This window comes from Flavobacterium sp. B114r, from assembly GCF_056824125.1.
The window spans coordinates 1,781,801-1,804,303 of the sequence record NZ_CP124858.1; the positions used below are offsets into that span (position 1 = coordinate 1,781,801).

Below are 22,503 nucleotides of genomic sequence, written 5' to 3' on the forward strand. Positions count from 1 at the left end.
TTCTGACGAAGCAGAAATTACATCAGATATTCTGCAAGGATTGGAGATTTTAGGGGTGGAGTTTCTCATGTGATTTACTTCGTCCGTTCTCCTTTGTCGAAATGACAAAATTGTGTTATAGCCATGTAATTTAGTCCCTACGGGACATTTTTTTATTTTTCATGTTCATTTTTCTACCAACATTAAACTCCTAATGGAGTAAGGTTTTGATTTCTAAACATTCAATGTTTATTCTTTATTTCAAAAAAGAGATTATAAATTGACATTTTTTATTCTATCAAATATTTAATTCCTGCTTTTCTATCTCGGAGAGATTGCATATTGGTAGAAATATCATTAAACCACCAAGTGTTTTATCCCGTAGGGATTATACTGCGCGATCTAATAGGGTCAGGCTTCTACTCCGTTCAGCCAGACAAATAAGAGCGCATAAAAAAAGCTTTGTCAAAGTTCTTAAACTTTGACAAAGCTTCTAAAATCTTAGAACCTTAGCAACTTAGTACCTCAGAACCTTTATAAAAAATCTTTCTCAGAAACCCCTTCATTAATCTTAATTTCAGATATTTTAATATCCAATTCAAAACCAACATTCTGAATCAAATTAAAAGGAACTTTGATGCCTTTTACTTCTCTGTAATCGTTAAAGTTTGTTATTTGAGCAGATGATTTTCCGTCTTGTTCGCGAACTTTGCCTTTTGCTGTTTTTAAGCCTGATTTTACATCGTAGTAATACGTTGTTTTACTATCTTTTATTACATAAGCATCGCTGCCGTTTATAGGTTCAATTCCTTCTACTTTTAGGTCTGTTCTTTTTACAAGTTGCAATTCTTCAAAAGGAGCAGCGCTAGCTTTCATGTCGGCAAGATCTGCACCTTCAAGGTTTTTGCGTTGTCCTTGTTGTTCGATATAAGCACCTTTTTCGTTTACTACTTGTTTCATTAAGTTCATATTTCCCATAGCAAGAGAAACCATCATTTTTCCTTTCGAATCCAGTTTAGATGTAAAAGTCAAAGGTCCTGGTGCTTGCGGAACGGTTGTAGTTCCTGTCATTGCCAATGTTTTTACTGAAGAAACCGCTTTTTCTCCGCCAATTGCATTAAGGTAATTCTCGAAAACTGTTTTTGCAGTAATTCCAGCCGGGGCATCTTTTTTGGTTGCCGGTTTTTCAACAGGATTTCCGTATCTGTCAAAATAGAAAATCGGAATTTGCAATTTTTCTAAACCAGTCAGAACATCCGAGCCTTTTCCTGCAATTACAATTCGCATATTGTCTAGCAGGAAGTATTTGTTGGCAACACGATAAATGTCGTCTGCGGTAACATTATTGATGGTCTGAATGTATTTTTCGTAGAAATCAGCAGGAAGTTTTTCTGTTTCAATATTCAGGGCGTATCTGGCAACAGCTTGTGGTTTTTCGACCTGCATTACAAATCGTCCAATATATCCTGCTTTTACATTTTTTAAAACATCTGAAGAAACTTTCTCTGTTCTGATTCTTTTTATTTCTTTAATAAACTGAACTACTGCACTATCAGTAACAGCATTTCTAACGGCTGATGAAGCCTTGAATTTAGTTACATATTTCCCAGCTCCAATATTTGAGCTTGCGCCATATGTCCAGGCATGCTGCTCGCGTAAATTCATGTTCAGGTAACTGTTAAAATCTCCTCCCAGAATTTGATTTGCAATTACTGCAGGGAAAAAATCAGGATCGCTCATTTTTAAAGTTACAGTATTAACTAACGAAATTTCAGATTGAACCGCATTTGGAACATCTACAAAATCAATTTGAAGTTTAGAAACGTTTTCAGGATTTGGATAAGTGTTTTTTGGTGCAGCTTGTTTTTTCCATCCGCCAAAAAGTTTGTCTACGGCTGCCTTTGTTTCTTTGAATTTAATGTCTCCAATAATTACTAAATAAGCATTTTCAGGAACAAAATAAGTAGCGTAGTTTTTCTGAACATCTTCCAGAGTTACGTTTTTTACTGTTTCTTCTGAAATGTATTCTCCCGAAGGATGATTTTTTCCATAAGCCAAAACATCAACAACTCTGCTGGCAATTGCAGGAACGCTTTTTTCATCGGCTTTAAGTCCTTCAATTAGTTTTGCTTTTTCTTTATCAAATTCAGCTTGAGTAAAATTAGGTTGTAGCGCACCTTCGGCCAGAAGTTCTAAAACGCGTCCTGAATATTTAGAAAGAGAACTTGCATAAGCGCCTGATGATGTAAAATTAAGGCTAGCTCCGTAAAAGTCAATTTCTTCGTTAAAAGCTTCTTTGGTTGTTTTTTTGCTTCCGTTGCCAATTAAGCTGCTCGTTAATTCATCTACACCTTTTTTGTTTCCTTCGGTAAAAGGAGCGTTGTCCAGGGTTAGGTTAAAACTTACTCTTGGTAATTTATGATTTTCAACCACCAAAACTTTCATACCGTTTGCCAAAACAAAAGTTTGTGGTTTTTTGATGTTGACTACTGGCGATGGGCCTGGTTTTGGTTGTGGGCGATCTTGTGCTTGCATAATTCCAGTCAGGAATAAAAGGATTAAAAATGTATGTATTTTTTTCATGATTCGATAGACTTAGTTTTGAACTTTAGTTGAAGGAATGTAATCTAAAATTAAACGCTGATTAGGATTTAAGTACTTCTTAGCCACTTCTCTAATTTCTTCTCTTGTAATAGAGTGGTAAAGGTCGATCTCAGTGTTAATAAGATTTACATCGCCGTAAAGCAAATAATAAGAAGCAAGGTTTTCAGCAATTCCTTCTACGCTTGCATTGGCGTTCACAAAATTGTTATCGAATTTATTTTGTAGTTTTTCATAGTCTTTTTCAGAAATCAAGTCAGTTTGGATTTTTACAATTTCTTCATCCATTTCTTTCAAGATATCGGCTGTTGTATAAGGAGCCATTGGTAAGCCGTATAAAATGTACATTCCGTAATCTTCCTGACTAAAACCTACAGCACCAATCTGAAGAGCCATTTTTTTGTCGTCAACTATTTTTTTATACAGTTTAGAGCTTTTTCCATCACTTAAATAAGAAGAGATCAAATCTAAAACCCTTGCATCTCTGGTTTTCATCGAAGGTGTTCTGTAAGAAGCAACAATCATTGGAATCTGAATATTGGGATCTTCATAAGTTGCTTTTATCGTTTGAGTAATTGGCTCTTCGACAAAAGTTTGTTTTTTTACTTCTTCTCCACGCGGAATTGGACCAAAATATTTCTGAATCCATTCTTTGGTTTTAGCTTTGTCAAAATCTCCTGCCACCACTAAAACAGCATTGTTTGGGGTGTAGAATTTTTTATTAAATGCCTGAAACTCTTCCAGCGTTGCTGCATCCAAATCTTTCATAGAACCGATAGTTGTCCAGCGGTACGGATGATTTTTGAACATGTTTTTCTTAACCTCAGGAAGTATGTTTCCGTAAGGCTGATTGTCGTAACGCATTCTTTTTTCTTCTTTTACAACTTCGTTTTGCGTGGCAACACCAATTTTATTAATAATAGGATGCATTAATCTTTCAGATTCCATCCACAAACCAAGTTCTAAACTGTTTGACGGGAAAACTTCGTAGTAATAAGTTCTGTCGTCAGAAGTGTTGGCGTTGTTTACCCCGCCATTTGCAGTGACGATCTTCATCCATTCGCCACGTTTTATATTTTGTGTTCCTTCAAATAATAAATGTTCAAAGAAATGTGCAAAACCGGTTCGGTCAGGACGCTCATCTTTTGATCCTACATGGTACATTACTGAGGTAATTACAACGGGAGCCGATGGGTCGTTGTGCAAAATAACATGCATTCCGTTATCTAAATTATATTCTTCAAAAGCTACCTTTTGAGCATGAGCCACTCCGCCGAGCATTAGTGCTGCACTTAACATCATTATTGATTTTTTCATAAAGATTAATAATTTTTATTTGCCTATAACTTATAGGTAGCCAAGAGTTGATTATCGTTACGCCAAAAATAACTTTTTTTAATTATCAATTAAGGGTTTGGCTCTGTTTTGACGATAATTTAACAGTATTTTACCGCTAAATGTTTTGTTTTAAGACGTGAAATGTCTTTAAAAACAGTATTTTATGCAAAATAATTATTTTTAGAATAAGAGATTGCATACTAAATTATTAATTGTATATTTGCAACCTTAAAAATCAATAAATCAATTTGGTATGTATGCAATCGTAGAGATAGCAGGGCAACAATTCAAAGTAAGCAAAGACTTAAAGGTTTATGTTAACCGTTTGACTAATGAAGAAGGTTCAAAAGTTTCTTTTGACAAAGTTCTTTTATTAGACGATAATGGTAACGTAACTTTAGGCGCCCCAGCTATAGAAGGTGCTTCAGTAGAAGCTAAAGTGTTACAACACTTAAAAGGAGATAAAGTTATCGTTTTCAAAAAGAAAAGAAGAAAAGGATACAAAAAGAGAAATGGTCACAGACAATATCTTACTCAAATTGTAATTGAAGGTATTACTGCAGCAGGCGGAACTAAAAAAGCAGCAGCTAAAAAAGCAGTTGTGGCAGAAGATGCAGCTACTGAGGAAGTTGAAGCTCCTAAAGTAAAGAAAGCAGCAGCTCCAAAAGCAAAAAAAGAAGCTACTAAAGAATAATAACAATATTTAAACTCATACGTCATGGCTCACAAGAAAGGTGTCGGTAGTTCGAAGAATGGTAGAGAATCAGAATCAAAACGTTTAGGCGTTAAGATTTTTGGAGGTCAAGCTGCTATTGCTGGAAACATCATCGTTAGACAAAGAGGTTCAAAACATAATCCAGGTGAAAATGTTTACATCAGTAAAGATCACACACTACACGCAAGAGTAGCTGGAGTTGTTAAGTTCCAAAAGAAAAGAGATAACAAATCTTATGTATCTATCCTTCCATTCGAAGCATAATCATTAGATTACTTATTACAAAACCCGTTCTGAAAAGAGCGGGTTTTTTGTTTTTGTGCCAATCGTATGTCTTATTTTGACAGGATACTAATTTATTGAGGTGTACATTGAGTTATATTATTTGTATTTTTGGAGGAATTAATCTACTTGAATTTTGAAAAAAATAGTTTTTCTTTTATTTCTTTTCTGTACAAGCCTATTTGCAAAAGAAATTGATTCTACTGAGCAAATCGTGTCGTTAAACGATAATCAAAAAAAGATTTTGTATGAATTTGCCGTTTTACAAAAAAGTGGTTATGATGCTAATGCTTATTGGCAGCAACATAAAAACCAGTTTTCAATAATAAATGATACGGTAAGAAATCAACTGGCAAGCGAAGTTTACGCCAACTCGCGTATTTTATATACTCCGGTAAAAAATTCTGCGGTCCAGTTATGGATGCAGACGCAATCACTGACTAATTGGATGTTATATCTTGCTGCATTTATTGGCGTATGCGCAGTTATAGGTTTAATGCGCAATTACTGGGGTCTGATTATTGGTCTGCTTATAAGGCAGTTTGCGCCTTTGTTCAAAGTTTTGTTTTCTCAGATTTTATTGACATATGAATTGTTATTAATTGGTGCAGCTTGTATTTTCTTTGGATGCTACATAGAAGAAATGACATTGCGAACGGTAGTGATTCATATAGGTTTGTTTTTGTTATGGAGTCAGTCAACGGCTATTTTTACGCAGCAATATTTAGTCAAGAGGTATGTTTATGTGGTAAAAAATAATTTTTGGGAAGCTAGTCGATGGGAAGTAGTAAAAACGATCTGTCTTCCTGCGCTTATTGTTACTGCGGCTCTTTTTTATGTATTGAGTAAAGTTCCGGAAGATACATTGTATAATTATGAAATTGTTGTTTCTGGTATGGCGTTTATTTGTGCTTTACCATTTTGGCGTAATTTAGAAAAATACATTTCTCCAATCTTAATTCCTTTTAAGGATAACGCTGTCGAAAGAAGTATTTATTCGCTCGCCGCTTGTGTTGTGTTGGCTTTAGTTATTGCTGGTATTCTTATAGAGAAATTTGATCCGCTTTTTTCGTATTTTATAACTGCTTTGACTGGTTTGTTGATTGTTTCCTTTTTGCTTTTATCGCTCAAAGAAAATTTTAGGTATAATTATAAGAATTATTATTATTTGCAATTTGTTACAATTCTTTTTCTTTCGTCAGTTTTGTTTTATAGTTTTTATATTCATTCCGGCGAGATGATTTGGGCTTCTTTAATTGGGGCAAGTATTTATATTGTCATCAAATATTGGGAGATTCCAACCTTTTTTATAAGCTGGAGAAGAGATAGAAATTCTACTTGGGGATTTTTAGGAATGGCAGTTTTGTTGTGGTTATTGGCGAAGGGCATTTTGTATGTTTCCGCAATGTTGTATGTTTAAGCTGTAGGTTGAGCTAATACAAAGTGACCCCTGTATTAATTTCGGTCGAAATGGCAAGATTGCAAAAAAAAACCTTTGTCAAAGTTTTAAAATTTGACAAAGGCCGATATCGTTAAATTGGAATTTCCAAAATTGGAATTTAGTTTTTACTCAGAATCTTTAGTTTCTTCAAGGTCTTCACCTTTTCTTCCTAGCTTTATTTTCGGGTTATCCTGTGTTCCGGTAACGGTTAGGGGAATTCCGAATATGCCAAGAGGAGGTAGGCCTAAGCGCATTTTTAAGTTTAGTTTTCCGTCCAGGCTTGTTGTTCCTTCAATTCTTGGTCTAAAGCCGGAAAACTTAAATTTAAAGCGCTCTACAGTCATGATATTGTTCTTGATTGTAGTTTTAATATCAACTTTAGAAAGGTCGGGATTTTGCATAGATTCAGAGTTTGTTGCTTTGCTTACGGCATTAAACATTTTTAATCCTCTTACTTTTACATCTTTTACAGAAAGTGTTCCTCCACCCGTAAGCGATGGATAAACCGGATCCATGTTCCCGTTTAGTCTTCCTTTTAACTGATAATCTACAGAAACAATTCCTTGTGCTTTTTCAGCAGCACTGGCCATTTTTCTAAATACTTCAATTTCGTTGTAGGCTTTCTTAATGTCAAAATCTTCTGCTTTAATGCTAAAATCAAAATTTGCTTTTTGTGGAGTTATTGCCTGATAATTGGCATTCATACCAACATTGCAGCCAATTAAGTTAAAACCGGTATTTTGCATGCTTAGCTTGCCTTTGTTCATGTTTAAGTTTCCAACTGCATTAAGAAGGTTTAACTTGTCGAAATTTACTTTTTGCGCATTTGCTGTAAATTGTAAATTTAAATTAGTCGGAATTATAATTACTCCCGTTTTTGCTGCGGTTTGTGGCGCCGGAGTTTCAGTTTTGGTTTGTGTTACAGAAGTATTTGCCGGAGTATTTGACATAAATTCATCAACGTTGATGTATCGGGATGTGGCCTTAAAAGAGCCTCTTAAAACGCCTGTATTTGTGGTTACATAATTGAAAACGTTTTGCAGGTATCCATTCATTTTAAAATCTGATTCGCCATAAGCAGCCAAAAAGTTATTGAACGACATTTTGTCCTGATTGATTTTGAAAATTCCTTCTTTGATGATGAATTTTTTTGGTAAATATTCTGATGTAATGCCAATATTTCTAAGTTCGAGAGTTCCCTTGTTGTAAAGTTTGCTGTATCTCCCTTTTTCTGCATCGCTTTGTTTTCCTTTCAAAACTAAATCAGCTTTTACGAAACCATCCAGATCAAGTCCTTTTTGAGAGAAAACTTTATATATTTTATTAATGTCAAGTTCGCCTTTCGCTTTAATATCGTACGTTAAATCATTAAAGTTGCTCAGGTCAGCTTCTACAAAAACAGGTTTGCCTTCAAATGTAAATTGAGTTGGTTTTAGGCTTACTTTCAAATCATCAAAAGTTCCTTTTTGATTGTTGATTGTAGATTTGATAATAATATTTGTAATAGGATTTGGGTAGTATGGTGTTTTTAGATATCCATTTTCCAAATTAATAGTTCCGTTTGTAACCGGGAAAAGTTTGTTTTTCAGATCAAACTTTCCATTTGCTTTTGCGTCTCCTTCAAGGTTTCCTTTTAGAACTATGGCAGGAATTCCTAATGCTTTGGTTAGTTTTTCCAGATCTATCTTAGCTTTAAAATCAGCATTGATATTTGGGGTATTTATACCTTCAACATAGAATTTCGATTTTAAATAATCCTTGTTGATGTTTAAAGATAAGTTTTTAGCGTCAACGATAACAAGATCCGGATTTAAGGACGGCACTTTGGTTTTTACCTCTAAATTAAGATTAGAAACCGGAAATGCACTTTTGTTATAATTTACAAATCCGCTGTCTATTTTTACGTCCAGATCAAGATCAGGAGCGATATTTTGTGATGCAATATAGTTTCCTTTTAAAGTTAAAAGTAGATTGGTATTCCCTTTTAATTCGGTCTTAGAAAGCCAGGTAATGTATTTGGGAGGAAAAGCTGTAAAAACGTCATACAGCTTACTATTATCTGATTTAATGACAAAATCCATGTTGTAGCCGTCTTTCAGGAAATCAAATTTCCCTTTGAAATCTACCAAAAGCTGGTTGATTTTAAGGTTGTTTTGTTGAAAATAGAAAGATAACGAGTTTACATTTACTTTAGTAATTAAATCGGCATCAATCTTTTTGTTCATTAAATAAGGTTCGCCTTCATAAACGATATTTAGTTTTTCGATTTTGGCTTTTGAGTATAAATCGAAAACAGCTTTGGTTAAATCCCCTTTTCCTAAATAATTAAATCCAAAAGCATCAAAATGAATTTTAGTTGACAAGTCGTCGTAAATTATTTTACTGTTTAGAATTTCAATTTTTTCGAGTTTTAGTGATGCATCGGCGTCAGTGCTGTCTTTAGGATCGGTTGCATTCGCAGATGATTTGTAAACATTGTAGTTTGCTTCTCCTTTTGCATTTACTTTTACATTAATAAATGAGTCGGATAAATAAATCTGATCAATTTTTACTTCTTTGCTAAATACAAGGCTGGCTACGTCAATTCCAAAAGAAACCTCTTTTGCTGTGATGAATTTTTCGCTTGTATAAGGCGCTGATCCGTTAAGGCTTAAATCGCTTAAAGTTAGGGTTAGGGAAGGGAAATGCTGAAAAAAGGAAACAGAAACGTCAGAATAATTCAATTCTGCAGTCAATTTTTCGTTAGCTGTTTTTTTAATCTGCTCTTTGATTTTGTCAGCAAAAATAATAGGGGTTAAGAATAACAAACCTATAATTACCACAAAAGTAATTCCCAGGTATTTAGCCGTTTTTAATAAAATAGACTTCGTTTTATTTGTTGACATAACAAATTATGGTATTTATAGGTAAGATTAAAATCGAATGTTGAAGATTATTATCCGTGTACGGTTTCGCTTTTTCCGTAATTAGTAATAATTGAACCTTCATATTCAATCCATTCTTTCCAGCGTTTATCAATATCTATGTTGTCTGTATATTTTCTTGCAAATCCTAGAAAAGTAGTATAATGACCGGCTTCAGAAATCATTAAATCGCGATAGAATTTAGCTAATTCTTCATCTTTTATATTTTCCGAAAGTACTTTAAAACGCTCGCAGCTTCTGGCTTCGATCATTGCTGAAAATAATAAACGATCGCAAAGTGCATCTTTTCGGCTGCCATCTTTTTTCATGAATTTAAAAAGTTCATTTACATAATGATCCTTTCTTTCGCGCCCTAATGTCAAGCCTCTTTTTTTAATAATGTCATGAACCATTTGCAAATGCTCTAATTCTTCTCTGGCAATCACGAGCATTTCGGTTACTAATTCTTCTAATTCAGAATTGTAAGTAACTAAACTTATTGCATTCGAAGCTGCTTTTTGTTCACACCACGCATGGTCTGTCAAAATTTCTTCGATATTCGATTCTACTATATTTACCCAACGAGGGTCTGTGGCTAATTTTAATCCTAACATAATTTCCCGGCATTTTAGTTCTTGCAAAATTAGTGTTTTTTATTACTAAAAATCAGGAAATATTGTATGATTACGCTCAAAAAAGCATTATTTTGTAGCTTGAAATATTTTAAAATGAATCAGATAAAAAAACTTTTAATCATTGGCTTTGTGTGGCCTGAACCCAATTCGTCTGCAGCGGGCCGAAGAATGATGCAATTGATTTCTATTTTTAAACAAAACGGATTTGAGATTACATTTGCGAGCCCTGCTTTAGACAGTGATTTTATGGTCGATTTATCTGAATTTGGAGTAAAGAAAGTATCCATAGAACTCAATAATTCCAGTTTTGATGATTTCATTATCGAATTGAATCCGGATGTTGTTTTGTTTGATCGTTTTATGATCGAAGAACAATTTGGATGGCGGGTTTCTGAAAATTGTCCAAAAGCAATTCGGTTATTGGATACCGAAGATTTACATTGTTTAAGAACGGCAAGACAAAAAGCTTTTAAGGAAAACAGGGCTTTCGAACTTCTGGATTTGTTGTCTGAGGAAGTTGCTAAACGTGAAGTTGCCAGTATTTTAAGATGCGATCTGTCTTTTATTATTTCTGAATTTGAAATGAAAATTTTAAATGAGGTTTTTAAAATTAATTCTGATTTGCTTTACTACTTGCCATTTCTGGTATATGAAATGTCTGAATTGGATCTTCTGAAATTGCCTTTGTTTGAGGAGCGTAAAAATTTTGTATTCATTGGTAATTTCCTTCATGAGCCCAATTGGAATACGGTTCAGTATTTGAAAGAAACGATTTGGCCATTGATCAAAAAGCAATTTCCGGAAGCTATTTTGGAGGTTTTTGGTGCTTATCCTTCGCAAAAAGTATTGCAATTGCATCAGCCTAAAAACGGTTTTTTTATCATGGGAAGAGCTGAAAATGCAAATGAGATTGTTAAGAAATCACGTATTGTTCTTGCGCCAATTCGGTTTGGTGCCGGTTTAAAAGGTAAACTATTAGAAGCAATGCAATGTGGAACGCCAAGCATAACTTCGGCTATTGGTTCTGAAGCAATGCATGCAAATTTACCGTGGAATGGTTTTATTACGGATGATGTCGAACTGTTTGCAAAAAAAGCAGTTGAGTTATATCATGATGAAAACTTGTGGAAACAATCTCAAAAAAATGGAGTTGCAATTGTGAATGAATGTTATCAATTGAGTAAGTATTCAACGGCTTTGGTGACAAAAATTAATTCGCTTTTGAATGATTCTGAGAATCATCGTCTGCATAATTTCATGGGGAGTTTGTTGCAACATCATACTCTAAAAAGTACCAAATACATGGCAAAGTGGATAGAAGCTAAAAATAAAAATTAAGCATAAAAAAATCCCCGATTACAGCTTGTAATCGGGGATTTTTTTTTCAGTCTCAGTTTCAGTCTCAGTTTTCGGCTTGCGCTCCACTGAATGCTGAAGCTGTAAACGGAGAATGAACACAGCTATTTCAAAATGCCTTCAACAGCCTGAACAGTTGTAGCGTGATAACCAGATTTTGCTTTGTCAAAAATCTTTTTCGCCCAGGCTTTTCCTTCCGGTGTTTTTGCCATTTCTTTATAAAGCATCATAACTGATCCTGTTCTGCTCGTTGCAATTAAGAATTGTTCAATTGCAGGATATGCTGCTGCATATTTATAACGAATAGATGGAATAAACCATTGACGTTTGATGATGAAATTACCGCCTTTTGTAAAGTTAAATTCAGTATCTATTGCTTCCATCTCTTTTGGTGTAATATCTGTTGGAAGGTGATCTATAAAATACTGTTTTTCTGTAGTGGTAGTTATTTTTTGACTTAATCCTTTAACGCCTGTTTCTCTCCAGCTTTTTTGAAGTTTGTCAATAGCATCAAAATCTACTGAATTTACCGGAGTAATATTAGATGGAATTCCCGGTTTGTAAATCCAGTCTTCTGCTTTTATTTTATCTGCAAGTGCTTTGTCTCCTTTTATAAGGTTTTCATTGTAGTATTTAATGAAATCTTCTGTGGTGATGGACTGAAAAGCGTGTGCGTCGAAATAATTTTTAATGAAAACATCAAATTTTTCGCGTCCAACTGCATTTTCAATTATTCTTAAAAATGCGTAACCTTTTACATATGGAATCATGCTTATTCCGTCGTCAGGATTTCTTCCTGTCAAAGATACTTTCAGTCTTGTGTCGGGATTTGTATTTCCTAGCTCAGCGATATTGTCAACTAATTCTTTGCGAACAATAACATTTTGCATTTCAAATTCTTTTTCCCCAAAGATAGCTTCTCCAATTCTGTGTTCTACATAAGTAGTGAAGCCTTCGTTTAACCAAATGTCGTCCCATGTTGCATTGGTTACTAAGTTTCCACTCCAGCTGTGTCCTAATTCGTGTGCCAGTAAACTGGTTAAAGAACGATCTTCTGCAATAACTCCCGGAGTTAGGAAAGTTAGATTAGGGTTCTCCATTCCGCCATAAGGAAAACTTGGAGGTAGAACTAATACGTCATAACGTCCCCAACGATAAGGACCGTACAATTTTTCGGCAGCCACAACCATTTTTCCAAGTTCGGCAAATTCCCAGGCAGCTTTTTTGATTAATGATGGTTCTGCATAGACTCCGGTTCTGTTGTCTATAGATTGAAATTCGAGATCTCCTACGGCAATTGCCATTAAGTACGACGGAATTGCTTTGTCTTGTTTGAAGGTATAAACTCCGGTGTCGTTTTTCTTCTGTGGATTTACGGCACTCATTACAGCTAATAAATCTTTAGGAACGGTAACTTTTGCATTGTAAGTAAAACGGATTCCCGGCGAATCCTGGCAAGGAATCCAGGTGCGTGACCATACACTTTCTCCTTGAGAGAAAAGGAAAGGTTTCTTTTTATCTGCTGTTTGTTCTGGTGTTAACCATTGCAAGGCAATAGCCTCTTTTGTGGTGCTGTAGTAAATGTTGACCTTCGTAGTATTAGGTTCGATTGTAATATGAAGTGGTTTTCCGTGGAATTCTACATCCTTTCCTAATTCAAATTTGGTTTCTTTTTCGTCGTCGCCTAAAGTTACTTTGGTAATATTAAGTGTGTTTTCGTCGAATATAATTTCATTTCCTTTACTGATGTTGTCAATTAACCAGGAAGCTTTTCCGGAAATAGTTTGTGTATCAAAATCGACTTTTATGTCAAGATCAAGATGTTTTACAACGGCAAGTTCTGGTTTAGAATAACTGTGTTCATCTGTAACGGCAGTTGTCTTTTCTGTTTGGTCCTTTTTCTGACAGGCAATTATGGTCAGGAATAAAGTGGCAAGGATTAGTTTTTTCATTTTACGAAGTATTGAATTTGAGGATGAAAATTAAACAAAAAATCCCGTTTTGAATAAACAAAACGGGATTTTATTATAAATAACCTTCTCCCGAAGCTTCGGGATGCTCGGGTTGACATGAAAAAATTATGCCAACATTGTAACCGGGCTTTCGATATATTGTTTTAATGTTTGTAAAAATTGAGCGCCTGTTGCACCGTCAATTGTTCTGTGGTCACACGCTAATGATAACATCATTGTGTTTCCTACTACAATCTGACCGTTTTTAACTACTGGTTTCTCAACAATTGCACCTACAGAAAGAATTGCAGAGTTTGGTTGGTTGATAATTGAATTGAATTCAGTGATACCAAACATTCCAAGGTTAGATACTGTAAAAGTACTTCCTTCCATTTCTTGTGGTCCAAGTTTTTTGTTTTTAGCTCTTCCTGCAAGATCTCTTACCGAAGCTCCAATTTGAGATAAACTCATAGCATCTGTAAATTTCAATACAGGAACTACTAATCCGTCTTCAACAGCTACGGCAACACCAATATTAACATGGTGGTTGATGATGATAACATCTTCTTTCCACTGAGAGTTAATTTTTGGATGTTTTTTCAAGGCCAAAGCACAAGCTTTAATTACCATATCGTTAAAAGATACTTTTGTATCCGGAACACTATTGATTGTTGCTCTTGCGGCCATTGCATCATCCATGGTTACTTCGATCACTAAATTGTAGTGAGGAGCTGTAAACAATGATTCTGCAAGACGTTTTGCGATAATTTTTCGCATCTGAGAGTTTTTGATCTCTTCTGTGAAAACTTCTCCGGCAGGAACAAATACTTTTGGTGCAGCAGGAGCGGCGTCAGCTTTTGGTGCAGCAGCGGTTGCTGTTGCAGCTGGTGCTTGCGCAGCTGGAGAGAAGTTTTCGATATCGCTTTTTACGATACGTCCGTTTTCTCCGGAACCTTTAACCTGATTTAATTGGATTCCTTTGTCAGAAGCGATTTTCTTCGCTAATGGCGAAGCTAAAATTCTTCCTCCGTTTGAAGTTTCAGCAGCAGCTTCAGTTGCTTTTTCAGCAGCGGGAGCAGATTTTGTTTCTTCAGCAGCAGGAGCACTTGCAGTTGCAGTACCTCCGGCAGTATAATTATCAGCAATTCCTGAAATGTCAGTTCCTGCAGGCCCGATAATAGCTAGTAAACTATCAACAGGGGCGCTGTTTCCTTCTTGAATTCCTATGTATAATAATGTTCCTTCATTGAAAGACTCAAACTCCATAGTTGCTTTGTCAGTTTCAATTTCGGCTAAAATATCACCTTCTGCAACAGCGTCGCCTACTTTTTTCAACCAGGTTGCTACTGTTCCTTCTGTCATTGTATCACTCAAACGTGGCATAGTTACAACTACAACACCTTTAGGAAGTTCAGTTGCAGCTTTTGCAGCTGGAGCAGGAGTTTCTGATTTTGTTTCTGCAGCAGGAGCAGCGTCAGCTTTTGGTTCCGAAGCTTCGGAACTGGCAGCAGGAGCTTCACCACCAGCTAAAAGAGCAGAAATATCTTCTCCTTCTTTACCAATGATCGCTAATAATGAATCAACCGGAGCAGTTTGCCCTTCTTGAATTCCAATATGTAAAAGAGTTCCTTCGTTGAAAGACTCAAATTCCATTGTTGCTTTATCTGTTTCAATTTCAGCAAGGATATCACCTTCGCTAATTTTGTCGCCTACTTTTTTTAACCAAGTCGCTACCGTTCCTTCCGTCATAGTATCGCTCAAACGAGGCATTGTTACTTTTATCGCCATAATATTGTTATAGTTTATGAGGTGTAAATGGATAGTCTTCTTGTGCGTAAACTACATCATACAATTGCTGTAATTCAGGATATGGAGATTCTTCAGCGAATTTCACACATTCTTCAACCAAATCTTTAACTCTTTGGTCAATTGCTTCGATTTCCTCTTCTGTAGCATATTTTTGATCCTTAATTACATCTAAAACCTGAGTAATTGGGTCAATTTTTTTGTACTCTTCAACCTCTTCTTTAGAGCGGTATAATTGTGCATCAGACATTGAGTGTCCTCTGTAACGGTACGTTTTCATTTCAAGGAAAGTTGGTCCGTCTCCGCGACGTGCTCTGTCAATTGCTTCAGTCATAGCTTCAGCAACTTTTACAGGATTCATTCCGTCAACAGGTCCGCAAGGCATTTCATATCCTAAACCAAGTTTCCAGATATCAGTATGGTTTGCAGTTCTTTCTACAGAAGTTCCCATTGCATAACCGTTGTTTTCAACGATAAAAACAACTGGCAATTTCCATAGCATAGCCATGTTGAAAGCTTCGTGTAGTGAACCTTGTCTTGCTGCACCATCACCAAAATAGGTCATAGTAACTCCGCCAGTTTCAAAATATTTATCAGCAAAAGCTAAACCAGCTCCTACCGGAATTTGTCCACCTACGATTCCGTGTCCTCCGTAAAAACGGTGTTCTTTAGAGAAAATGTGCATAGAACCTCCCATACCTTTAGAAGTTCCTGTTGCTTTTCCTAAAAGCTCAGCCATTACTCGTCTAGGATCAACACCCATACCAATTGGCTGAACGTGATTTCTGTAAGCAGTAATCATTTTATCTTTAGTCAGGTCCATAGCGTGCAAGGCACCTGCTAGTACAGCTTCCTGACCATTATATAGGTGTAAAAAACCTCTAACTTTTTGTTGAATGTATAATGCTGCAAGTTTGTCTTCAAACTTTCTCCAAAGTAGCATGTCTTCGTACCACTTTAAATATACTTCTTTTGTAACTTCTTTCATCTGAATTCTTTCTTTTGCTAAAGTTTGTTTGTGTTATCAATTGTTGCCTATAACGCAAAATAGTTTCCTCCCACAAATTTGCGCCCGAAAGGTCGGGATGCAAAAATAAGACATTCCTATTAAGAAGTAAAATTTAAACGTCACTTTTTGGCTTTTTTTTACAAGAACTTTTTATCAAACATAAAAGGGAGCAGATTTTTTAGGGATGCTGATTTGTAAACTTCGCCAATTTCTCCCATAAAAAAGATTTCTATAGGGGTCTCTTGCCTGATTTCGTATTCTGCAATAGATTGGCGGCATGAACCGCAAGGTGGGATTGGTGCTGTAGTTTGATTGGTGTCTGAAGCTGCTGTTATGGCAATTTTTAAAATTTTGGCTTCAGGGTAAATGGCTCCTGCGTGGAAAATGGCTACACGTTCTGCGCAAAGTCCGGAAGGATAAGCTGCATTTTCCTGATTTGATCCTAAAACTATTTTTCCGTTATCTAATAATAATGCTGCCCCAACCCTAAATTGAGAATAGGGTGCGTATGCTTTTTTGCGAACTTCGACAGCCTGATTCATTAAATCCTGAATGTCTGCTGAAAGTTCTTGCAGTGTGTCGTAAACTATAAATGATGATGTAATGCTTATGTTTTTCATTTGTTTTTATGGGAAAAAAAATCCAAATTTCTAAGAAATAGAAATTTGGATTGTTATTGAATTTTTATTTTTTCTGTTTAATAAACTTCGTATTTGTCACCAAAGTTAAAGGTTAAAGAAAAACGAAGTGTGTTTTCTAACGGATTTTTTATTTTTGATGTCGAAAATAAGTAGGAAACATCGACTTTAACAACATTGTATTTAAATCCGGCTCCTAAAGAAAAGAATTGTCTTGCTCCTTTTTGTGGGCTTTCATGAAAATATCCTGCTCGTAATGCAAATGCATCCTGATACATGTATTCTGCTGCTACACTGTAGGTAATTTCTTTTAATTCTTCGCTGAAACCTCCCGGTGCATCTCCAAATGATTTAAAAATCCCTGAAACCCAACCGATGTCATTATAGTTTTTGAAGTTTGTGGCATTTGCCTTCTCCTGAGAGATGTCTCCCGGGTCATCATAATCGCCATCTCCATTTGCGTCAACAGGAGTTCCCGGTCCTGGAGGTGTTGGCACTAAAAGTTTAGTAAACTCAACACTAAGTGCTACCTTATTAGAATCATCGAAAATAAAATCGAAACCTCCGCCCAGTCTAAGATTAGCCGGTAAAAAGTTTGAGCTTAAATCATCATTGTCATAGCTTATTTTTTGACCCAGATTTTGCATGTTGAAACCTGCTCTCCATCTTCCGTTAAAATTTGAGTAAGCAATTTCTTCAGATTGATAGAACCCTGCAATGTCTACTGCAAAAGTACTGGCGGGTGAAGCATCAACATCTTCTGAGGCAATTTTTAAATTGGAACGAATGTATCTTGCGGCAACTGCCATCGAGAATGTTTCGCTTAACTTCAAAGAATATGATCCGTCTAATGCGAACTCGTTTGGTGATACTATTCTTGCGGCTTCATTAGGATCGCCTGTTGTTCTTAATTCAATATCTCCAAAACCAAAATAACGAAGACTGCCGGCAAAGGCACTTCTGTCATTTATTTTGTTGTAGTACGTGACCTGTCCAAGAGAAATGTCATTGGCTAAATCCGTTAGGTAAGGGGTATAGCTAATTGAGAAGCCCTGCTTGTCGACTGCAAAAGCATATTTTGCAGGGTTCCATTGCTGAGAGAAAGCATCTGATGATGTCGCTACACCCTGATCAGCTAAACCGGCTGCTCTGGCATCTGCTGCAACTAACAAAAATGGGACTCCAGTCGTAATAGGTCGATTTTCCTGAGCCTGTGCTTTAAAAAGAATAAAAGAACAAATTAAAAGTAGTGATATTTTTTTCATTTAGGGAACTTAACTTATTTATGATACAAATATATATATAATTATAAGATGACAAGCTTTTCGTACTTTTCTGCCTTTTTATTTCTCAAATTAGATTTGACCGTAAGTTTATAAAGATAAACTTCTTTATGATTTAGTGGGTAAAATCGCCTTTTTGTGTCTCAGATTGTTTTGCTGAATAAAAAGCTTTGTATTGTAATGATCTTGATTTTCGTCCAGACTATTTTTCTGTAATTATCATGGTCAGAGCCTGGACAACCAAAGGTTTGCAGGGATTGTGTGAAAGTCAGAATCGAAGTTTAGGTAGAAAATAGATTAAGATAATTAAGAACGGGAGCAAATGGTTTGTATTCTGTAAAGATAAAAAATGTTTTAATTGTAACGGGATTGTTGTAAATATCCTGACTTGTAAGCTAATGTTGTATGTGCCGGTAAAACTTCAGATCTTGTTTTATTCGATTCCGCTTTTTGTATTGATTCCGTTTTATCTTCAGGAAGTGCCAGTAAAATGGGGAATTTGTTTTCATTCTATCTGGTACAAAAGTTTTGTCGTTAGTATATAACTTAACTTTTGGTCTAATATTGTTCTGAGGCTTATTTTTATACGTTTCTCCTGTTTAATCAGTGTTGCGTCTTTATTCGTTTTTTTAGGAATTTAAAATGACATTGCAGGGCTATATCTAATTATTAGGTTAGAGCAGAGATTGTTTTTAATTTATTGAAGAGTAAAGTCGACGAAATTCTTGCCGTCGATCGATAAAAATAATTTTTAAAACCAAAATCGCTACATATATATATATAAGGTGCATTTTGTTGGTCTGATGAAATTGATAGTCGCCAGAAGTGTTTGGCTCTAAAGAGCGGTTTGCTTCCTTATTATAGGTGTCGGTAAGAGGAAAGATTGTCTTGTGTCTCCTGAAGCAGTTGTTTTTAATCTGTTATTTAGTTTTAGAAGGATGTTTTCGGGTAATAAATCATCTAACTCAGGAGCTGAAATAGGTTCTTGTAAAATGGATGTTATTTGTGCGGAACTGGCGTTTATGTAGGTTGATTCGTTCAGGTTAAACGGTAAAGTTATGTTTTTTTTAGTAGTATCGCGTCAAAAGCTACTGCTTGAAAAGTAAAAGATCATTATTTTTAAGTAACGAAAAAATAGTTCTTTTTTATTTTGCTAATCTCGTGCGAAGCTACTGTTTATCTGATGAAATTAGATAAGTGGTGCTAAGAAAAAAAGGAGGATTATGGATTGTTTCAGAGGTGAATCAGAGGGTTTTGGATTAAAAAAAAATTAGTAAGTAAAAATATAGTGTTTCATGTTATAGTAAATAATAAAAAGTATATTTTTGCGTTCGTAATTATAGGTTATTTTCTGGTAAAAAACAGTTAAATAAAATTATTAGAACAGATGTTGCTAATTAAACGTTAATTATTATATTGCAGCACCTAAATTTATCACCTAAGAATGAGTATGAAAGTAAACAAAATTGTAGTCTTGCAATTAATGATGTCAATGATATTGATGTTAGGCACGGCTAGTTGTAGCAAAAAATCGAGTTCCAGTCGTGCTTCCAGAGCTACTGGTTGGGATGTAGATAGTCAGAATGGAACTGCTGCCAGAAATGCAGGAAAAAAACAACAGGCTGGTCCTGGTTTGGTTTTTGTTGAAGGGGGTACATTTACAATGGGTAAAGTACAAGATGATGTTATGCATGATTGGAATAACACAGCGACCCAACAGCACGTTCAGTCATTTTATATGGATGAAACAGAAGTTACCAATGGTATGTACTTAGAATACCTGGAATGGTTAAAGAAAGTTTTTCCTCCAACAGAAGAAAACTATAAAAATATCTATGAAGGAGCATCTCCGGATACTTTAGTATGGAGAAATCGTTTAGGATATAATGAAACGATGACTAATAACTATTTAAGACATCCTTCATATGCTAACTATCCTGTAGTAGGTGTTAACTGGATTCAGGCTGTTGAATTTAGTAAATGGAGAACTGATCGTGTAAACGAAGCAGTTTTAGAGAAAAATGGTTATCTTAAAAAAGGTGCAAAAACACAAGATGTTACTGCAGAAAGTATTTTTAATACAGAAGCTTACCTGGCTTCACCTTCTACTACTTATGGTGGTAATGAAGAACTGGTATTAAAGAAAAACCCTAACGGAAAAAGACCAAAAGCAGGAAAAGACGGTGTGGTTCCAGAAGAAAAGAATGTTTACGCACAACGTTCTTCAGGAGTTATCTTGCCGGAATACAGACTTCCTACAGAAGCAGAATGGGAATATGCAGCAGCAGCAGATGTTGGGCAAAGAGAATACAATATAATAAAAGGACAAAAGAAATATCCTTGGTCCGGAGATTATACACGTTCATCTAAACGTAAAAACAGAGGAGATCAATTGGCTAACTTTAAACAAGGAAACGGTGATTACGGTGGAATTGCAGGTTGGTCTGATGATGGTGCAGATATTACTAATGCAGTAAAAAGCTATGCTCCTAATGATTTTGGATTATACGATATGGCTGGGAACGTAGCCGAATGGGTTGCCGATGTTTACAGACCTATTATTGATAATGAAGCAAATGATTTTAACTACTTTAGAGGAAATCAATACGCTAAAAATAAAATTGGTAAAGACGGTAAAATTGAAATTATCACTAAAGATAATATTCAATACAAAACGTTAAGTAACGGTAAAAAAGTTGCAACAAATTTACCAGGAGAAATTGCTCAGGTACCAGTTGATGAAAATGAAACTTATTTGAGGCAAAATTTTAGTACAAGTGATAATATCAACTATAGAGATGGTGACAAACAATCATCTAAATATTTTGATTTTGGAGATGCTGAAGCAGGAGCTAAAGCAGATCAGTCAATGTATAACTCTCCTAAGCATAATGTAACAACAGACAGTTTAGGTCAGATGGTAAGAAAATATGACAACACTAGTAAACGTACGACACTTATCGATGATAACGTAAGAGTTTACAAAGGTGGTTCTTGGAGAGACAGAGCATATTGGTTAGATCCGGCTCAAAGAAGATATTTCCCTCAGGATATGGCAACAGACTACATCGGATTTAGATGTGCGATGTCTAGAGTAGGTGCTAAAACTGAAAAAAGAAGATCACCTAGAAACTAAATTTCAGAAAACCAAAAAAAAAATTCCAAATTCCATACTGAAAACATTCAGATTTTGGAATTTGGAATTTTTTTATGGTTAATTTTATAAAATGTAAATATTTTTTTAAATGAATATTCAGGACATTCATAACTTATTTTTGAAGTGCAAATCAGTTTCAATTGATACAAGAAAAATTGAAAAGGATTCTATGTTTTTTGCTATTAAAGGCGAAAATTTCGATGCCAATACCTTTGCTGTTTCTGCGCTGGAATTAGGGGCTTCATTTGTTATTATTGATAATGCGTCTTATGCTATTGATGAAAGAACCATTCTTGTTGAAAATAGTTTGGAAACGTTGCAGGCATTAGCAAAATTTCATCGTTCCTATTTAAAATTACCTATAATAGCTTTGACAGGAAGTAACGGAAAAACAACAACCAAAGAACTTATTAATGTTGTTTTGGCCAAAAAATACAATACTAAGGCTACCATAGGAAATCTAAACAATCATATTGGCGTGCCGTTGACTTTGTTGTCTTTTACGGAGGAAACGGAAATTGGAATTGTTGAAATGGGGGCCAATCATAAAAAAGAAATTGAATTTTTATGCGAAATTGCCCAGCCTGATTATGGCTATATCACCAATTTTGGTAAAGCGCATTTAGAAGGTTTTGGCGGTGTTGAAGGTGTAATTGAAGGGAAAAGCGAGATGTACCGATTTCTGGCAAACAATGATAAAATAGCCTTTGTAAACCTTGAAGATCCCATTCAGATGGAGAAATCTGCGGGTATTAAACTATTTACTTTCGGAGTAAATAATAATGAAGCCAATACAAATATCAGAAAAATTCAGGCAAATCCTTTTGTAGTTATAGAATATGATAATTTTAGTATAGAATCGCATTTAATTGGTCTTTACAATGCTAATAATATCAATGCAGCAGTTGCAATAGGACATTATTTTAAAGTTGATGAAAATGACATTAAACATGCGATCGAAAACTATATACCGGAGAATAACAGGTCGCAATTGTTAAGAATTGAATCGAATCAAATTATTTTAGACGCCTATAATGCAAATCCAAGCAGTATGGCCGTGGCAATAACTAATTTTTTGCAATTAGAAAATCAGAATAAAATCATGATTTTGGGCGACATGTTTGAATTGGGAAATGAAAGTCATCAGGAGCATAAAATACTTGTTGATTCTTTAGCTGCTCAGGATAATTCTATTTGTTATCTGATCGGGAAATCATTTTATGAAAATAGAATTTCTAAAAAGAATCTCCAGTTTTTTGAAACGTTTGATTCTTTTACAGAATATTTAGAAACAATTCACTTTAATGAAAATACAATTCTAATAAAAGGTTCCAGAGGAATGGCCCTGGAAAGAATATTGCAATACATAAAATAACAAAAAGCCATTCGTTAGCGAATGGCTTTTTAA

General features: G+C 35.1%; 15 protein-coding genes. 6 read left to right on the top strand and 9 right to left on the bottom strand.

All coding sequences use genetic code 11. The features are described 5' to 3' along the window. Nucleotides 1-513: 513 nt before the first annotated feature. A complete protein-coding gene (locus QLQ94_RS07850; protein WP_271338120.1) occupies nt 514-2,562 on the bottom strand; it encodes a M16 family metallopeptidase in 2,049 nt (682 codons plus the stop codon). A 12-nt stretch (nt 2,563-2,574) separates the two neighbouring features. Beyond that, the gene (locus QLQ94_RS07855; RefSeq protein ID WP_271338118.1) at nt 2,575-3,897 is read right to left on the bottom strand and encodes a M16 family metallopeptidase; all 1,323 of its coding nucleotides are present in this window, start codon (nt 3,895-3,897) and stop codon (nt 2,575-2,577) included. Nucleotides 3,898-4,171: 274 nt separating this feature from the next. Here QLQ94_RS07855 and rplU point away from each other — a divergent pair, with 274 nt between their 5' ends. From rplU to QLQ94_RS07870, 3 genes are all read left to right on the top strand, one after another. After that, entirely contained in the window at nt 4,172-4,612 is a 441-nt protein-coding gene (gene rplU / locus QLQ94_RS07860) for a 50S ribosomal protein L21 (RefSeq protein WP_271338116.1), read from the top strand. Nucleotides 4,613-4,636: 24 nt separating this feature from the next. Next, on the top strand, nt 4,637-4,897 hold the full coding sequence (gene rpmA, locus QLQ94_RS07865) for a 50S ribosomal protein L27 (protein WP_035685981.1): 261 nt from the start codon (nt 4,637-4,639) through the stop codon (nt 4,895-4,897). Between the two features lie 154 nt (nt 4,898-5,051). After that, on the top strand, nt 5,052-6,335 hold the full coding sequence (locus QLQ94_RS07870; protein WP_271338115.1) for a hypothetical protein: 1,284 nt from the start codon (nt 5,052-5,054) through the stop codon (nt 6,333-6,335). A 146-nt stretch (nt 6,336-6,481) separates the two neighbouring features. Here the strand turns inward: QLQ94_RS07870 and QLQ94_RS07875 are convergent, their stop codons facing one another. After that, on the bottom strand, nt 6,482-9,241 hold the full coding sequence (locus tag QLQ94_RS07875) for an AsmA-like C-terminal region-containing protein (RefSeq protein WP_427402414.1): 2,760 nt from the start codon (nt 9,239-9,241) through the stop codon (nt 6,482-6,484). A gap of 50 nt (nt 9,242-9,291) precedes the next feature. Further along, nucleotides 9,292-9,873: a MiaE family protein gene (locus tag QLQ94_RS07880; RefSeq protein ID WP_035685975.1), complete on the bottom strand. Its 582-nt coding sequence runs from the start codon at nt 9,871-9,873 to the stop codon at nt 9,292-9,294. A 114-nt stretch (nt 9,874-9,987) separates the two neighbouring features. Here QLQ94_RS07880 and QLQ94_RS07885 point away from each other — a divergent pair, with 114 nt between their 5' ends. Next, nucleotides 9,988-11,232, top strand: a complete 1,245-nt coding sequence (locus QLQ94_RS07885; RefSeq protein WP_271338111.1) for a glycosyltransferase — start codon at nt 9,988-9,990, stop codon at nt 11,230-11,232. Nucleotides 11,233-11,354: 122 nt separating this feature from the next. On the opposite strand, the gene QLQ94_RS07890 is transcribed toward QLQ94_RS07885, so the two are convergent. The 5 genes from QLQ94_RS07890 to porV all read right to left on the bottom strand — a co-directional run bounded on the left by QLQ94_RS07890 (nt 11,355) and on the right by porV (nt 17,920). Further along, nucleotides 11,355-13,202, bottom strand: a complete 1,848-nt coding sequence (locus QLQ94_RS07890) for a hydrolase/aminopeptidase (RefSeq protein WP_482499470.1) — start codon at nt 13,200-13,202, stop codon at nt 11,355-11,357. A 126-nt stretch (nt 13,203-13,328) separates the two neighbouring features. Next, complete coding sequence (locus QLQ94_RS07895; RefSeq protein ID WP_271337054.1) at nt 13,329-14,990, bottom strand: pyruvate dehydrogenase complex dihydrolipoamide acetyltransferase; 1,662 nt, start codon at nt 14,988-14,990, stop codon at nt 13,329-13,331. Nucleotides 14,991-14,997: 7 nt separating this feature from the next. Beyond that, nucleotides 14,998-15,996, bottom strand: a complete 999-nt coding sequence (gene pdhA, locus QLQ94_RS07900) for a pyruvate dehydrogenase (acetyl-transferring) E1 component subunit alpha (protein ID WP_072954568.1) — start codon at nt 15,994-15,996, stop codon at nt 14,998-15,000. A 158-nt stretch (nt 15,997-16,154) separates the two neighbouring features. Beyond that, nucleotides 16,155-16,637, bottom strand: coding sequence for a cytidine deaminase (gene cdd / locus QLQ94_RS07905; RefSeq protein ID WP_271337053.1), 483 nt, complete (start codon nt 16,635-16,637; stop codon nt 16,155-16,157). A 77-nt stretch (nt 16,638-16,714) separates the two neighbouring features. Continuing rightward, the gene (gene porV / locus QLQ94_RS07910) at nt 16,715-17,920 is read right to left on the bottom strand and encodes a type IX secretion system outer membrane channel protein PorV (protein WP_271337052.1); all 1,206 of its coding nucleotides are present in this window, start codon (nt 17,918-17,920) and stop codon (nt 16,715-16,717) included. A 1,468-nt stretch (nt 17,921-19,388) separates the two neighbouring features. Between porV and gldJ the strand changes: the two genes are divergently transcribed. Together gldJ and QLQ94_RS07920 are read left to right on the top strand one after the other, a co-directional pair. Further along, nucleotides 19,389-21,074, top strand: a complete 1,686-nt coding sequence (gldJ, locus tag QLQ94_RS07915) for a gliding motility lipoprotein GldJ (protein WP_271337057.1) — start codon at nt 19,389-19,391, stop codon at nt 21,072-21,074. 109 nt (nt 21,075-21,183) lie between these two features. After that, on the top strand, nt 21,184-22,470 hold the full coding sequence (locus QLQ94_RS07920) for a UDP-N-acetylmuramoyl-tripeptide--D-alanyl-D-alanine ligase (RefSeq protein ID WP_427402413.1): 1,287 nt from the start codon (nt 21,184-21,186) through the stop codon (nt 22,468-22,470). The last annotated feature ends 33 nt before the right edge of the window (nt 22,471-22,503 follow it).